Below are 16,235 nucleotides of genomic sequence, written 5' to 3' on the forward strand. Positions count from 1 at the left end.
TTTCCTTTTCTTTATACTAACTCCCACTCACGGTTCATAAAGAATTTGTCCGTCTTCTTGTAAGATTACCCCGTTTTGATAGACCCAAACTACAGAACCATCTGTACTATGAACTGCATTATAGGGGATTTCATCTGTCATACCGTAGTTTCCTGCAAATACTTCACGCTCTTTAAAACCTAGCTTTTCGTTTGCATAATCAACGGAGGACTGTCCACCACTTAACCAAACACCAGTATTACGCCGTTTACGTGCATCTTCTCCACTACGTTTCACAGTAGTTCCTGTCGTATCTAAAAGCTCCGTGCTCATCTTGTAGTAAAAATCATTTGCATCTGAAAATATACCTTGTTGTCCAGTCCAGATTCTATCTTTTGAACTATCAGAAGCATCATGTTTTCCATCTACTCCATCTGGAAAAACTGTTCCACTGGGCGCCAAGTAAATCATTGAACCAGTAAATCCATGCTGTAAACTAGCCTTTAAAATCCCTCCTTCAAGAGTGGATCGATTTGTATTCAATCGCGTATCTTGTGGTTCGACAAGACCTTGTCGATCAAATTTCAATACTTTTCCGTTAGCATTCTGCCAGGTTCCAACTAGACTAGAAAACTCTCCTGACTGGATAGCAGTCACATCCAAAGGTGTCGAGGACCCTTCTTCTTTAGAACTAGTGTTTTGTGAGCTTTTATTAGTTGATGATTTTGTTGATGTTCCAGCATCTTCACTCTGAGTTGAAGAAGATTGTTTTTCTGATTCTTTTTGACCATTTCCGGTTATTTTTTTCATTACAACTGAATCTGAGGTAATCTTTAAAGCCCCTGAATTTTTCGGTGTTAAAGTAAGAGCCTCCTCCTTCATTTCATAAGATAATCTTACTTCGTCATCCCTATATGTTCCAGTTAACTCCTTATTTTTAGAATCAACAGATAGATCCACATTATCCTCAAAAACCAAGGCATTCATTCTCAAAGATGCTACTTTATCTTTGATCTCCAAGCGATATGAAACTATCCCATTTTTCCCTTCATAAATACCGTTAAGATTCTTACTACAACCTGTTAACAAAACTAATAAGAATATCAATGAAACAAATATACTGACTCTTTTCATTATCTATCCTCTTTTTTGCGTTTTGAAGGTGTTACTCCAAGTAAGCCAAGTGCACCTAGGCCAATCAAGGTTAAAACAGAGCTTGCACTACCAGTTTTTGGCAATTCTTTATTTCTAGCTACACGGCTATAGCTAACAACCTGATTCGCACTTTGAGTCTCTTTTTTCCCTTTCAGATTTTGATCTTTACTATCTTTTACATCGGTTGATGGTTTTAGCGTTGCTTGATATGCGTCATATTGAGCTTTAATTACTTGATATTCATGAGTTGCGTTAGTAAGCTCAGAAATTGCCTTTTTCAATTCTAGTTCACTTGTATGTTGTAAGTCTAGAGCTTTTTCATACTCGTGTGTGAGTTGATTAAGTGTATGTTTTGCAGCTTCTAATAGTTTAGGTCCATTTTTCAAAGCAGTAACTTTATCTTGTGCAGTTTTAAGTTCTTGTTTTGCTTCAGTTAATACGTTTAATGTGATATTAAAGTTTTCTTTAGCATCTGTCAATTGCTTAACTGCTTCATTATAACGTTGTTCAATAGCTGAAAGGTTATCTTTACGAGATTTTAATTCGTTATTATCTTGACTCAACTTTTCTTTAGCTGCAAGTAGATCTTTTTCTTTTTCTTCTTTTGTTTTAGAAATCGATTTAAGTTTTTCTTCTGCCGTTTCTTTTTCAAATTCAGCTTTACGAAGGTTATCTTTAGCTAATTCTAGTTTTGTTACTGCATCAGGAGTCTGTTCTTTAGATTCCTTCGCTTTGTTAAGTGCTTCTTTTGCTTGTGTAAGAATGATACCTGTTTCTTGAGCTTGTTCTTTTACCGTTGTTAATTCTGCTTGTTTATCTTCTAATTCATTCTTAACCTTAGAAAGTTTAAGTTCAAGATTAGATACTTCAGCTTGTGCTTGTTCAATACGTTTAACAGGTGACTCAACTTTAATTTCAGTAATATCGAATTTGGATGGGTCTTTAATATAACGTGGTTCTACATATTCGAAATGTGTCTTACCAACGGCTAATCCATGTCCAATAGCAAGGCCAAAATATGCTGGTTCATTTGTATAACCTACAACACTTCGTGCGTGTTCCCATTCATATCCATTGAATAAGAATGCTTCTAATGATTTATAAATGGTAGCTTTAGCTTCATCCATTGTTTTAGTATAGAACTGATCAGCATTTACACCTAAGTGTTTGTATTCATTTTCATAATCATCGTCATTAAATCCATATGAAAATAGGTTTTCATAAAATTGAAGATTTTTACCGGTTTTTAGGCCAAACTCATGTGCAACCTCATTAATGACCTTAACATCATGTCCATCATCCATTTGATATCCATTAGCTTCATCTCTACGTGCAATAGTATTTGCAAATTTAAGAGAGTCTTTTGTGATTGTAACCAGTGGTGAGCCATATTGTTTACGTACTTGATTAATCAAATCAGCTGCAAATTGTGTCAACTCTAATTGTTGATCATATGTTAAATTTCGAATATCAATGTTTCGAGTTTTATCAACTTCGTTTGACTTATATTCGTTTTTATCACCAACAATTTCATTAATACGTTTCAAGGTTACTTCATCATCTTCTTTTAGTGCTTTAATATATTCTTCACTAAGAGTTAATGTATTTACAACTTGATTTGTTAATGTTTTTAGCGTTGTAGTAGCATTAGTAAGTGTTTGTTGCGCATCTTGAACTCGTTGTTCTGCTACCTTAACCTCTGCTTCTTTGTTTGTTACTGTATTATTTGCAATAACATTATTGGTTGTTGCTTGGGTAACTTTTTCATCTAAGATATTGATTGTTTCATTACGTTTTTCATCAGCTTCTTTTGCAATTTCTACTTGATGCTCAGCTACTGTAACAGCTTCTTTTGATTGCTCAACAACTGTTGTTGCTTGAGTAAGTGCATCAGTTAGTTCACGTTCATTTGTATGATGAATAGATTCTTCAATTTCTTGAACACGATCTTGTGCTGATTGAACGATATGTTCTTGTTCGTTTACTTGTTCAGTTGCTTGTTTTAGTTTTGTTGTTTGTTCGTCAACTGTTTGCTTAGCATGGGTTACTTGATCTGCTGATACAGAATGTTGCATTGTTGCATTTGTAACATGGTCAGTAGCATTTGTCAGTTCAGTCTCCGCTTTAGCGATTGATGTATCAGATGCATGTTGAGTTTCTTCTGCATCTTGTACATTTTGTTTGGCTACTGATACTTGTTGCTCAAGTTCTTTTACTGTTTTATTTACAGTTTCATTTTCTGTACGTGCATTTTCAACGGTTTGTTCGGCATGTTTTACGTTTTGTTCTGCTTGATTAACTTGTTCTTTTGTAATCTCTACGGTTTTGGTTGACGTTTGCTCAGTGACTACTTGAGAAGAAAGTCCCTGTTCAGTTAATTCCTTAGCATTGACATCTTCAACCTTTGCTAGGCTAGCTGTAACAAGTGCAGCTGCTGCTAAACTCCATTTTGTGCGTTTATCCATATTTCACTCCTTATAAGTCGTTCTTCCATTAGTTTAATACAAAATACCTATTTTGTAAAGTGATTTAAGCATAATTTTAACTATATAAAGGGGATTTATGGTGATAATTTAAGAGTTACAATAGAGAAATTAGGGGATTATATGAACAAATACACATTACAAAAACATATCTCTCTTCGAATCCGACATTTAAGAAAGCAGAAAAAAATGACACAGTGGGAGTTGAGTGAGAAAGCCAATCTAGGTATTAATTATATCTATAATATTGAAAATAAAAATTTAAATATAAAATTAGAAACGTTAGAGAAAATTATCATTGCTTTGGAAGTCACTGAAGCTGAATTTTTTAACTTTTTTAATCAAGAAACTGATTTTGAGACGACAAAAACATTTGAACTGATTTCTGAACTACCCATTTCAAAACGAAAAAAACTACTTGATGCTATTAACCTCATCTTAGAAACTTTAGAAGAATAAAATGCTAGACTTTTTTATCTAGCATTTTTCTATTGACACTTCAATTTTATAGTGTGTTGAATAAACAATAGTACAGTCTGGCTTCTAAAATATTACTAGAAATTGATTTGATTTTCCTAGTCAATTTGTTCAGATTTTATTTCATTACACTATATATCTGATAAAAATATGATTCAAATTAGGTCGATGCATCCTTGATGTAACTAGGTTACTGACTTTATCAGTTTTATATAAAATTTAAGGCAGTTCTTCAAGTTGACTTTGTTAGTCATATGAAGTATCTTAGATAAAAAATTAAATCTACCATATAAGTTAGTGAATATTCCCAAAATGAAACGCATATTATCAAGGTTCTTACCACCTGATAATATGCGTTTTTCTAATTTTAAAGACTTGTTTATCAACATCTTTGATTTACATTTATTCTCACAACTCTATAAAACATTAAATTGAAAAAAACCCACCCAATGGGTAGGTTTCTGTTTTATATGGTTAAGCTAGATTAAGCTTTACCTTCTGAACCGAATACGTCGATACGTTCTTCAACTGATGCTTGGATAGCTTTTACACCGTCAGCCAAGAATTTACGTGGGTCGAAGAGTTTCTTCTTGTCGTATTCTGCTTCGTTTGCTTCGTAGTCACGAGCAAATTTACGAGTTGCGTTAGCGAATGCGATTTGGCATTCAGTGTTAACGTTAACTTTAGCAACACCAAGTTTGATAGCTGCTTGGATTTGCTCATCAGGAATACCTGATCCACCGTGCAATACGATTGGGAAGCCTGGAAGAGCTTCTGTCAATTTTTGCAAGTGGTCAAGGTCAAGACCTTCCCAGTTTGCAGGGTAAGGACCGTGGATGTTACCGATACCAGCTGCCAAGAAGTCAATACCAGTTGCAACCATTGCTTTAGCGTCTTCGATTGGAGCCAATTCACCTTTACCGATGATTCCGTCTTCTTCACCACCGATAGTACCAACTTCAGCTTCTACTGAGATACCTTTAGCGTGTGCTTTTTCAACAACGTCTTTAGCCAATTTAAGGTTTTCTTCAACTGGAAGGTGTGAACCGTCAAACATGATTGAAGTGTAACCAACTTCGATACACTCAAGTGCATCTTCGTAGTGACCGTGGTCAAGGTGGATAGCTACTGGTACAGTGATACCCATTGATTCAACAAGGTTAGCGATCAAGTTGCGAGCAACTTTGTAACCACCCATGTATTTAGCAGCACCCATTGAAGTTTGGATCAAAACTGGAGCTTTTTTAGCTTCTGCTGCGCGCAAGATAGCTTGAGTCCACTCAAGGTTGTTTGTGTTAAATCCACCAACTGCATAACCGTTGTCACGAGCTGCTTGGACAAATTTTTCTGCTGAAACGATTGCCATTTTATCAGGCCTCCTGTATATTTTTATGGGACATCCCATTTACATTGTTCATTTTATCACTTTTTGACAAAAAAATCTAGTTTTTCCCGTAGTTTCGATTGAATTTCTTCTATTTTTAGATATGTAAACCTTTTCCCACTTGATCTACTCCTTGTCCTGAGGCAGGTTCATGTAAAATACCAAGTGGTCGTTATATCTTTCAAAACGATAGTCGATTTCTTCGTTTTCTAATAAACTTTTAACTACAAAAAGTCCCAAGCCAGATCCCTTACTTTGTCGACTAGAAGCCGTAAAGGATTGGTCAAATTTATCTTGTTCCTCAGATGTACAGGTGTTTTCAATAAACATCCAACAATTCTTTTCACCAATTTTTAAATAACCACCTTGAACAGAATGTTTCACCGCATTACTGATAAGATTGGAAAGAATCAGCTTGAGTACCGAAGGATTTAGATAAGTTTGTTGGTCAGTGAGTTGATTTTCTACAGTGATTTTTCTCTCTTTGGCTAACAAGTCATAGTCCTTCAATAGGAGATTGGTCATATCAAAAAGGTTGATTACTTCCTTCTTATCTCGCAATTCCTGCACTGAAGAAAGGGATAAGATTTGCTGGACATGGTGACTCAAATCATCCACAATCCCCAAAGAAACTCCCAGATAATGATCACGATCTTTATAGCGTCCAATATTGGCTTTCATATTCTCCAGAAGAATCTTTAGACTAGCTAGAGGGGTTTTCAGTTCGTGGGAAGCTCCTCGTAAAAACTCAACCTTCATCTTTTCCAGCTGGAGAATGGCCTCGTTTTTCTCATGCAAATCTGCAATCACAGTCAAGAGATGCTGATAAAGGCTATTGATTTGTTCTTTGAGATCGCCAATTTCATCCTTAGAATCCACGCGCAACCTCACTTCTGCATCCAAATCCATCATCCGTCGAGTCACTCGTTTGATTTCCAAAATAGGGGCAACAATGGTTCTAGCATAGATAAAGGCGATGAGGAGCGAAATGATGAAAGACGCTAATAAAGTATAAGGCAGAAATTGAAGACTGATGTTTTCTGCTTCTTTCTGCAAATCCATAGAAGCTAAAAACTGTAAGGTCATGGTCTGACCATCCTTAGTTTGAACTTCTCTTTCCTCAATTACCAAGGAAGCCGTCTGTCGTTGTTTATCAATGGGAAGATTATCATTGACTTCCAACTTATCCTGAGTCATCTCTCCCTTAACAGCTCCCTTAATATCACTGCTTTTTGAATAAAGTTCAAGGACTTCCTGAATAGCTTGACTGTCCTTTCCTTGGAGGGACTGGGCAATTTCTGTAGCCTTGAGCCCTATGCTCTCCTGACGGTGACTGAGATAGGTTGATGGAAAGAGGAAATAGATGGCCAAATGCAAACAAATGACCAAGGTAGAAAATACCGAGAAGGTATAGAGAAAAATTTTTTTAAATAAACCTGAACGTCTCATTTTCTCTCCAATTTATAGCCGACATTGCGCACAGTAAGAATACAGTCTAAATCTAGTTTTTTCCGTAGTTCCTTGATATAGACATCAATCACTCGGTCAAATGGAACCTCATCTGTCACCTTCCATACAGCATCGATAATCTGAGACCGTGTTAAGGCTCGGCCTTCATTTTTTGCGAGATAGTCTAAAATTTCCAGTTCTTTTGCATTCACTGCAACTTCTTGACCAGCTACTTTAGCGCTATAACTGTCAAAGTCTACCTCGGTGTCTCTATAGATAAAGATACGACTTACATCATAATAACGTTTGAAAATAGCATCCACTCGTACCTTTAACAAAGATAGAGAAAAAGGCTTTTCCAAATAACCATCTGCTAATGCAGCAAAGGCACTCATCTTATATTCTTCGTCCTGAAAGGCTGTCAACATCAAGACTGGAACTTGGCTGTTTTTACGGATTTCTGATAAAACCTCTAAACCATTGAGTTTCGGCATTTGAATATCTAAGAGAACCAAGGCAACTTGGTGATTCGAAAATTGTTCTAAGGCCTCAAGGCCATCTGCTGCCTGAATGGTTTCATAGCCACAATCCGTCAAATAGTCACTAATTCCCTCGCGGATCATGTCTTCATCTTCTACAATTAGAATTTTCATATAAATCCTTTTCTATCAAAAATGCTACCTATATTATATCTCATTTGAGTGAGAATAGGTAGCAGGTTTTTTATTCACTATCCAACAAGAGTTCTTTTGGTTGTTTAAAGAGGAGATTGCTTGAAGCAAGTGCCATAACTAATACTACAAGAACTAAGCCAAGTACAAAGATGATAGCAAAGTCTGTGGGTTGAATGGATATATCCAAACTTGAAAGAGTCTTACTAAAGCCGTCAACTTCTGCACCACCACCAAGATTAGAGGCTTGGGCTGCCTTACTTGCCTGTTTAGCCACATCTGATGTGACATTTGCAAGAACTGTATTTCCAATGGTACGAGCAGTATAGTTGGCTAGGAAGTAAGCTGAAATAAGTGCTGGAATTGCAATCATAACTGCTTCTGTGATAAATTGTCCTAGAATACTTGCTTGTTTAAGACCAATTGAAAGGAGAATTCCAACCTCTTTACGACGGGCGTTAATCCATAGTGTCAGTAAGAGAGCGAGTAGAAGAACAGAGAAGCTCAAGCTACCCCAGAAGAGAAGATTAGCCATCTTGTACATGCCTGAGATAGATTGTTCAAGGGCAGGATAGTTAGATGAACTCTTAATCAAGCTATACATCTTCCAGTTGATGCCGTTGATAGACCCTAATTCTTGCATGACACTATCTAGATTCTTATCTCCAGCTACAAAGAAGGTCGCATCTCCATAAATAGCGGTATCTTCTGTATAACCATAGAGCTGGGCAGCTGTGTGAATATCTGTGATAGCTGTATTCTCATATAGTTCTTGTGAGTAGGTCACAGCAGATTTATTATGTCCATCAAAAAGTCCTTTGATCGTGACTTCTACTGTTTCCTTGGCTCCTTTTTCATTATCTGCATCGTAGATATTGGAGTTGAGTTTGACCTTGTCTCCTACTTTCCAACCGTGTTTAGCAGCCAAGTCTTTGTGCATGAGAATTTGGTATTTGTCATCGTTTGTTAAATGCTCACCTTCGACCAGTTTGTAAGAGCCTGACACAAACTTGTCTTCTTTAGCCGAATCATTAACTCCTGTTATCATCAAGCTACTTCCAAAACGTTGAGCTCGATCTGCAGTTAAATTTTTCTTGGTTTCAGGCGTTTCAATTAGTTCATAGCCTGTCAAATCACCGATAGCATTAATCCGTTTGATGTAGGATTCAATGGCCTTATTCTCGGTAATTTTTTTGATATCTTCACCCTTGATATTCCCAGCACCACGTGGAGTACCTTGGTTGACCCTACGGTTGATTTGCATGGAGAAACTATTGGTGATATTTTTAAAGGTTTCTTGAGAAGCCTTGGCTGTCGCTCCCTTAATAGACAAGCCGACCAAACTCAAACTAGCCATCAAGAGAATGATAAGAAAGATCACAATCGACTTAAAAAATTTTCTTGTGACATAGGCAAATGCGTTGTGTAACATAAGATTCCTTTCTAGATTTACTTCCGTTTTTAACATGTTTAAAAGTTTTAGTTACTGTTTGTTCTTATTTCAGTCAGTTTCTTATCCTTCAATTCAAGTGTAATATCTGACGCCTGTGCCACTTCCTTGCTGTGGGTCACAACGATCACACACTTGCCTGTTTTCTCAGCGAGAGATTTGAGCAAATCGATGATATCCCCAGCAGTCTTAGGATCCAAGTTTCCTGTTGGTTCATCTGCTAAAATCACTGGTGCTTCCGATACAAGGCTACGAGCAATGGCAACACGTTGTTGTTGTCCACCTGATAATTGGAGAACATTCCGCTTGATTTGACTTTCATCTAAACCAAGTTCAAGAAGGGTATCCTTGCTAGCTTTTCTATTAACCAAGCGGATATTTTCCAATGGAGAAAGATAATCAATCAAGTTATAGTTTTGGAAAACCAGAGAGATATGGTGCATACGGTGATAGGAATAACCTTGTTCTCGAATATCCTTGCCTTCGAATAGGATAGCACCTTCGACTGGGCTATCAAGTCCTGCTAATAGAGATAAGAGTGTTGACTTCCCAGCTCCTGATTCTCCGATAATACTATAAAACTTACCAGGTTCAAAATTATAATTGATTTTATATAATACTGCTTCTGCAGTGTTCTTGTAACGATAAGTAAGATCTTGTAATTGTAGTAAAGTCATGATTTCTCCTTTTTAACTGATGGATGATAAAATTTCTTTCGGCGATTTTCTAAATAAAAAGATAAAACAAAGTGCAACTGACAAGCAGCTAATCACAAGTAGAAAGACATAAGATTCTCCAAATGATAGAAAACTTGTTGAAAGATTAGTTGCTTTTGCTAGCGTATCTTGTAGTGCAGCCTGATCTCCACTTGCTAGTACAATCTTCAAGAGATAGGAAGTAATAGCATTTCCTGCAAGAAATGCTGGTAGAATTGCTGCCAATGAAACCAGAATGACTTCTAGACAGAATTGGCTAAAGATAGCAGCTTTTCCTTTTCCTAGTGCCAATAAAATACCAACCTCGTAGACTCGCTCTCGTAACCAAAGTGACAAGACCAAAATCAGCGCTCCCACACCAGCAACCATAATGCCATAAAGGAAAATTTGGAGGAAGGTTTGGAAGGTCGAGACTGAATCCTTGATTTGTTCAAAGGCCTTATTTTCCTTTTCAACTTGGTAACCTTTAGTTTCCAGGGATAACTTTTCAACTTCTTGAATGATACTATCCATATCTTTTGGATTTTCGAGATAGAAACGAGCGGCAGTGACTTGATCTTCCCTATTACCAAGAAGAGTTTGACTGCTTTCATAGTCTGTATAGACCGTATTTTCACTAAAGTCTGAGCTAAGACCAGTGAATTTTTCTTGCTTCTTACCTGAGAAAATACCCACGATTTCATAGTCTAGCCTTTGTCCACTATTTCCTTCAACTTGACTAGGATTTAAGCTAATCTTATCTCCTAGCTTTAGATTGTTTTTCTTGGCTAAATCTTCGTGGATTAAGATTTTTTTACTGTCCCCTTTTTCGAGATGTCTTCCTTCTTTAAGGGTAAAGGCGGAACTTGTAAAAGAAACATCCTTGGAAGAATCTTCTAATGCAATCAAACTGATAAGATTTTTTTCAGCCTCTGTCAAATCATCCCTTTGGATACTTTGTTCTCCAGTAACGACTTCTTTGTCAGTCAACTTAGCTATTGTTTCAAGCTCTGGAGAAATCTCCTCAAGCCCCTGTATTTTTTTAAGGTCATCTAGTTGAGACAGTTGAAAGGTCTGATCTGCTTCTATTCTTTTAATAGAAAAAGATGTATTCAGTGAGCGATAGAGATTATTTTCTACTGTTTTGTTGGACTTCATAAGCGTCAGACAAGCCGATATTCCAGCCAATAAGACAAATAGAATCAAGAATAAAATGAGACTTCTCAGTCGTTTTCTGCTGACGTAAGCCCAAGCTCTTTGAGTGGGATTCATATAGCACCTCCATATTTGTAAAACCATTATAATATCCAAATATGAAATGTTTATGAAATCACAAAAAAAGAGCAAAAATATGCTCTTGTTTTTATAAAAAAATAAAGAGCTAGCTAAGCTAACTCTTTTCCTATGCGGAGAGAGGGACTTGAACCCTCACGACCTAAAGCGGTCACAGGATCCTTAGTCCTGCGCGTCTGCCAATTCCGCCATCCCCGCGTCGATTACTTTACTAGTATATCAACTTTCAAAAACTTTGTCAACACTTTTTTCAGATTTTTTTCAGTTTTTTTGAATACATTATTCTTTGATTTCAACTAGATTTTCATCAAGGAGTTTCGCTCCTAATGTATTCTTAAAATGTCCAAGTGCAAACTGATGGTTTTCAGGCCAAATAGATGCGACTGCTGGCTTGACAACTTCTATCTGATAGCCAAGATTATAGGCATCAATAGCCGTATGCAATACACAGATATCTGTAAGAACACCTGTTAAGATGACTGTATCCACGCGACGCTCTCTCAGACGGATATCCAAATCTGTGCCAGAAAAAGCTGAATAGTGACGTTTGTCCATCCAGAAAACACGACTATCCTGGGACTGTTCCTGATAAAATTCAGCTAACTTACCATATAGATTACGCCCGCTAGTCCCAATCAGATTATGAGGGGGAAATAGTTTACTTTCTGGATGAAAGACATCATTTTCCTCATGAGCATCAATGGTAAAGAAAATATAATCTCCACGGTCAAATGCTAATCTAGTTACCTGATTGATTGCTTCTGATATTGCTTGAGCAGGAGCTCCAGCTGTCAATTTTCCATGATCCGCTACAAAATCTTCTGTATAGTCAATCGAAATTAAAGCCTTAGCCATTAATAGTCCCTCTTTTTCACTTCTTCAAAAATATCTGGGATTAAAACTTTTAGATAAGTTCCTTTCATACCCAATGAACGACTTTCAATAATCCCTGCTGATTCGAGCTTCCGAAGAGCATTGACAATCACTGAACGAGTAATACCGATGCGATCTGCGATAACTGAAGCTGTCAATTGTCCTTCTTTGCCATCTAGTTCTGCTAAAATCGCAGAGACTGCACGCAATTCAGAATATGATAGCGTATTGACCGCCATAGTCACTGCTGTGCGACGGCGGATATTTTTCTCATCTTCTTCACGTTGGAAGTTCAAAAGCTGGATACCAACCACCGTACTAGCAATCTCAACAAGAATCAAATCCTCATCTTCGAATTTCTTATCATTACGCCAGATAATCAAAGATCCCAAACGAATCCCAGAAACATGGATTGGAGCAATGGTTGTCAAACCTTCTGAGAAATCTGCACGACTCTCAACTGGAAAGATGCTTAATTCGTGATCTACAGTCAGATTTGCTTCTGTATCGTAAATCATATTTGCACCTTGAATATAGTCCTCAGGAAAAATTTTTGATTGGAAAAATTGCTCTACACGATCTGTATTGGTTTTGTAACGCATAAAATAGCCAAGGAGGCGCCCCTTACTGTTAACAATACAAGCGTTGCAATCAATAATATCCGCTAATTGGCGTGTGATGGCATTATATGGAAGATCATCTTGTAATTTCTCCTCCGCACGCTTCAGGATAGATGTAATTTTTCTCGTTTTTTCTAATAAATGTGCCATTTTTCACCTCGTATTTAATCGCTTCCATTATATCATAAATTGATCATTATTTCAATAATTATCTGAAAATTGTTTATTGAATTGCAATTCATGACTGTTCGAAAATTTTTACTAGTTTTTTCTAATTTTCTTGTTGACAGGTTCCTGAATTTTTGATAATATAATATTACAAGATAACAAATATATAAATCTATTTTCTCGTATGAAACTCTTCTTGACTCTCGGTCTCCTTATATATAAAAGCGATCCACCTCAGTGAACCGCTTTTTTATTATTTATCACCCTTGTTACGGATTACAAAACCAGTTTTCTTCTCGCTTGAAGTATTGCGTGGTTTTTTATTATCCTTACGGTAACGTTTTTCCTTCTCAAAGCGGTCGTTTTTGCGACTGCCTTTTTTGAAGTCATCTCGACGTTCACCACGTCGATTGTCGCGACGGCGATCTCGATCGCGACGGTCATCTCCACGACGACCTCCCTTACCTTTGCCACCAAAGCCACCACCAGATGGTTTAAATGGTAGCGGTTTTTCACGTGCAATCTCAACCTCAGGAAGACTATCTGGGTCTTGAACAGTTAAGCTGAGGATATACATAGCCAATTCTTCCGGGCTGAATTCTGAGGCTAATTGACGAGCATCCTTGCCAAACTTCTCAAAGTTACTACGAATCTCCTCATTCGCAAAATCACGTTCAATTTTCTTAAGAGCTACTTGCTTCTTAGCTTGGAAGGCTTCTTCTGCACTTGCAGGTTTGAGACCTTTCATACGTTTCTTAGTCAAGTTCTCAATGATTTGGAGGTAACCCATTTCATTAGGTGAAACGAAGGTAATAGACTGACCTGACTTACCTGCACGACCTGTACGACCGATACGGTGAACATAACTCTCAGGATCTTGTGGGATATCATAGTTGTAAACATGAGTTACACCTGAGATATCCAATCCACGCGCTGCAACGTCCGTCGCAACTAAGACATCAAGGTTGCCATTTTTGAAATCACGAAGGACACGAAGACGTTTGTTTTGGTCCAAATCTCCATGAATCCCTTCTGCACGGAAACCACGGATTTTAAGCCCACGAGTCAACTCATCCACACGACGTTTAGTACGACCGAAGACGATTGACAACTCAGGTTGATCAACATCCATAAGACGAGTCATGGTGTCGAATTTTTCTTGTTCCTTAACACGTATATAGTACTGGTCAACTAGTTCTGTAGTTAATTCTTTGGCAGCAATCTTCACATGCTCAGGTTCTTTCATAAACTGAACACCAATACGTTTGATAGCATCTGGCATAGTCGCTGAAAAGAGCAAGGTTTGACGATTTTCTGGGACACGAGAGATGATGGCTTCGATGTCTTCAAGGAATCCCATGTTGAGCATCTCATCTGCTTCGTCAAGGATGAGAGTTTCAATGTCTTGCAATTTCAAGGCCTTGCGTTTAATCAAGTCTAGGAGACGACCAGGCGTTCCAACTACGATATGAGCTCCTGATTTAAGAGCCTTGATTTGTTTTTCAATACTTGAACCACCATAGACTGAACGAACTTTTACACCCTTGCTTCTACCAAAGCGGAAAAGCTCTTCTTGGCTTTGAACTGCAAGTTCACGAGTTGGTGCAATGACCAAGGCTTGGATAGTTGCTTCTTCTGTACGAATCTTTTCAAGGGTAGGCAAGCCAAAGGCCGCTGTTTTCCCTGTACCAGTCTGTGCTTGACCGATAACATCTTTTCCCTCAAGAGCCAAAGGAATGGTTTGCTCTTGGATAGGACTTGCTTCTACAAATCCTGCTTTATCAACTTCTGCTAAAAGGTCAGCAGACAAGTTAAATTCATTAAATTTCACGTTTTTCTTCTTTCTAAAGGTGGTGCGAAGCCACCCTATAGCGCTTAGTTTATACTTTTCTTTTCATGACGTATTTTCATATCTTCTATGAAAGATCGTGTTGCTTCTTTTCCACAAAAGAAAAGTACTGCTTTCTTTGCAACTTATCTAGTATAACACAAGAAATGGTTAAAAGATAGTCAGACCCTCTGATTAAATCATGTAAACGATTTTTTAGCTTAAGTATTCGTAGTATCTTCAATTTGATTAATCAATAACATTCATAAATGACTTGCTCTCAAGGCGGAAGTCTCTTTAATTTTCCGTAGCAGATTTGTGAAATTATTTTTTTCTTATGCTAGAATGAAATCAAACAGGAGGATTTAAAAATGTTAACATACGATTTAATTGTTATTGGATTTGGTAAGGCAGGTAAAACTCTTGCTGGGAAACTAGCTTCAGCTGGTAAAAAAGTTGCCCTTATCGAACGCAACAAAGCAATGTACGGTGGAACTTGTATCAACATCGGTTGTATTCCAACTAAAACCTTGTTAGTTGCCGCAGAGAAGGGCTTGTCATTTGACGAGGCCATGGCTACTAAAAACACTGTTACTACACGCCTCAATGGTAAAAACTATGCTACGATTGCTGGTCCTGGAGTTGATATCATTGATGCTGAAGCCCACTTTGTGTCTAATAAAGTCATCGAAATTCAAGCTGGTGATGAAAAACAAGAACTAACTGCTGAAACAATCGTCATCAACACTGGTGCTGTTTCAAACGTTTTGCCTATTCCAGGACTATCTACTAGCAAGAATGTCTTTGATTCAACTGGTATCCAAAACTTGGAACAATTACCAGAAAAACTCGGAATCCTTGGTGGTGGAAATATCGGTCTTGAATTTGCTGGTCTCTACAATAAACTTGGAAGCAAGGTAACAGTCCTAGATGCTCTAGATACTTTCCTACCTCGCGCAGAACCTTCTATTGCTGCTCTTGCTAAACAATACATGGAAGAAGACGGCATTGAACTCCTTCAAAATATCCATACTACTGAAATCAAAAACGATGGTGACCAAGTTCTTGTCGTGACAGAGAATGAAACCTACCGTTTCGATGCCCTTCTCTACGCAACTGGACGCAAACCAAATGTAGAACCACTTCAACTTGAAAATACAGATATTGAACTAACTGAACGTGGTGCTATTAAAGTAGACAAACATTGTCAAACAAACGTTCCTGGTGTCTTTGCAGTTGGAGATGTCAACGGTGGACCTCAATTTACCTATATTTCACTTGATGACTTCCGTGTTGTCTACAGCTACCTTGCTGGAGATGGCAGCTACACACTTGAAGACCGTCTCAATGTACCAAATACTATGTTCATCACACCTGCCCTTTCACAAGTCGGTTTGACTGAAAGCCAAGCTGCTGATTTGAAACTTCCATACGCAGTGAAGGAAATCCCTGTTGCAGCAATGCCTCGTGGTCACGTAAACGGAGACCTTCGTGGAGCTTTTAAAGCTGTTGTGAATACTGAAACAAAAGAAATTCTTGGAGCAAGCATCTTCTCAGAAGGTTCTCAAGAAATCATCAACATCATCACTGTTGCTATGGACAACAAGATTCCTTACACTTACTTCACAAAACAAATCTTCACTCATCCAACCTTGGCTGAGAACTTGAATGACTTGTTTGCGATTTAAGTTGAGATTTAATCATATCGAA

General features: G+C 37.6%; 13 protein-coding genes and 1 tRNA gene. 2 read left to right on the forward strand and 12 right to left on the reverse strand.

Features of this window, described 5'->3' with window-relative positions; genetic code table 11:
* Positions 1-27 precede the first annotated feature (27 nt).
* Positions 28-1,113, reverse strand: coding sequence for a DUF6287 domain-containing protein (locus QM928_RS01440; protein ID WP_414294291.1), 1,086 nt, complete (start codon positions 1,111-1,113; stop codon positions 28-30).
* Positions 1,113-3,599 carry an SEC10/PgrA surface exclusion domain-containing protein gene (locus QM928_RS01445; RefSeq protein WP_414321984.1) on the reverse strand — a complete coding sequence of 829 codons (2,487 nt, stop codon included), beginning with the start codon at positions 3,597-3,599 and terminating at the stop codon, positions 1,113-1,115. Before QM928_RS01445 ends, QM928_RS01440 begins: the two co-directional genes overlap by 1 nt.
* 141 nt (positions 3,600-3,740) lie before the next feature.
* On the opposite strand from QM928_RS01445, the gene QM928_RS01450 reads away from it, so the two are divergent.
* A complete protein-coding gene (locus QM928_RS01450) occupies positions 3,741-4,076 on the forward strand; it encodes a helix-turn-helix domain-containing protein (protein WP_075232165.1) in 336 nt (111 codons plus the stop codon).
* Positions 4,077-4,578: 502 nt separating this feature from the next.
* On the opposite strand, the gene QM928_RS01455 is transcribed toward QM928_RS01450, so the two are convergent.
* The 10 genes from QM928_RS01455 to QM928_RS01500 all read right to left on the reverse strand — a co-directional run bounded on the left by QM928_RS01455 (position 4,579) and on the right by QM928_RS01500 (position 14,528).
* Positions 4,579-5,460, reverse strand: coding sequence for a class II fructose-bisphosphate aldolase (locus QM928_RS01455; RefSeq protein ID WP_033688381.1), 882 nt, complete (start codon positions 5,458-5,460; stop codon positions 4,579-4,581).
* A 144-nt stretch (positions 5,461-5,604) separates the two neighbouring features.
* A complete protein-coding gene (vncS, locus tag QM928_RS01460) occupies positions 5,605-6,927 on the reverse strand; it encodes a sensor histidine kinase VncS (RefSeq protein WP_414294290.1) in 1,323 nt (440 codons plus the stop codon).
* Complete coding sequence (locus QM928_RS01465) at positions 6,924-7,580, reverse strand: response regulator transcription factor (RefSeq protein ID WP_414294289.1); 657 nt, start codon at positions 7,578-7,580, stop codon at positions 6,924-6,926. The genes vncS and QM928_RS01465 overlap by 4 nt, the downstream gene beginning before the upstream one ends.
* Positions 7,581-7,650: 70 nt before the next feature.
* A complete protein-coding gene (gene vex3, locus QM928_RS01470; RefSeq protein ID WP_414294288.1) occupies positions 7,651-9,030 on the reverse strand; it encodes an ABC transporter permease subunit Vex3 in 1,380 nt (459 codons plus the stop codon).
* A 47-nt stretch (positions 9,031-9,077) separates the two neighbouring features.
* The gene (gene vex2 / locus QM928_RS01475; RefSeq protein WP_414294287.1) at positions 9,078-9,725 is read right to left on the reverse strand and encodes an ABC transporter ATP-binding subunit Vex2; all 648 of its coding nucleotides are present in this window, start codon (positions 9,723-9,725) and stop codon (positions 9,078-9,080) included.
* A gap of 12 nt (positions 9,726-9,737) precedes the next feature.
* Entirely contained in the window at positions 9,738-11,015 is a 1,278-nt protein-coding gene (locus tag QM928_RS01480) for an ABC transporter permease (protein ID WP_414294286.1), read from the reverse strand.
* Positions 11,016-11,148: 133 nt separating this feature from the next.
* Positions 11,149-11,234: transfer RNA gene (locus tag QM928_RS01485), tRNA-Leu, on the reverse strand.
* An 81-nt stretch (positions 11,235-11,315) separates the two neighbouring features.
* The gene (locus tag QM928_RS01490) at positions 11,316-11,891 is read right to left on the reverse strand and encodes a cysteine hydrolase family protein (RefSeq protein WP_414294285.1); all 576 of its coding nucleotides are present in this window, start codon (positions 11,889-11,891) and stop codon (positions 11,316-11,318) included.
* The gene (gene codY / locus QM928_RS01495; RefSeq protein ID WP_414294284.1) at positions 11,891-12,679 is read right to left on the reverse strand and encodes a GTP-sensing pleiotropic transcriptional regulator CodY; all 789 of its coding nucleotides are present in this window, start codon (positions 12,677-12,679) and stop codon (positions 11,891-11,893) included. The genes QM928_RS01490 and codY overlap by 1 nt, the downstream gene beginning before the upstream one ends.
* Positions 12,680-12,950: 271 nt before the next feature.
* Positions 12,951-14,528, reverse strand: coding sequence for a DEAD/DEAH box helicase (locus tag QM928_RS01500; protein ID WP_075227154.1), 1,578 nt, complete (start codon positions 14,526-14,528; stop codon positions 12,951-12,953).
* A gap of 368 nt (positions 14,529-14,896) precedes the next feature.
* Between QM928_RS01500 and QM928_RS01505 the strand changes: the two genes are divergently transcribed.
* Positions 14,897-16,213, forward strand: a complete 1,317-nt coding sequence (locus QM928_RS01505; protein ID WP_414294283.1) for an FAD-containing oxidoreductase — start codon at positions 14,897-14,899, stop codon at positions 16,211-16,213.
* Positions 16,214-16,235 lie beyond the last annotated feature (22 nt).

This window comes from Streptococcus infantis (assembly GCF_047460405.1).
In the GTDB taxonomy this organism is placed as follows: Bacteria; Bacillota; Bacilli; order Lactobacillales; family Streptococcaceae; genus Streptococcus; species Streptococcus infantis_Q.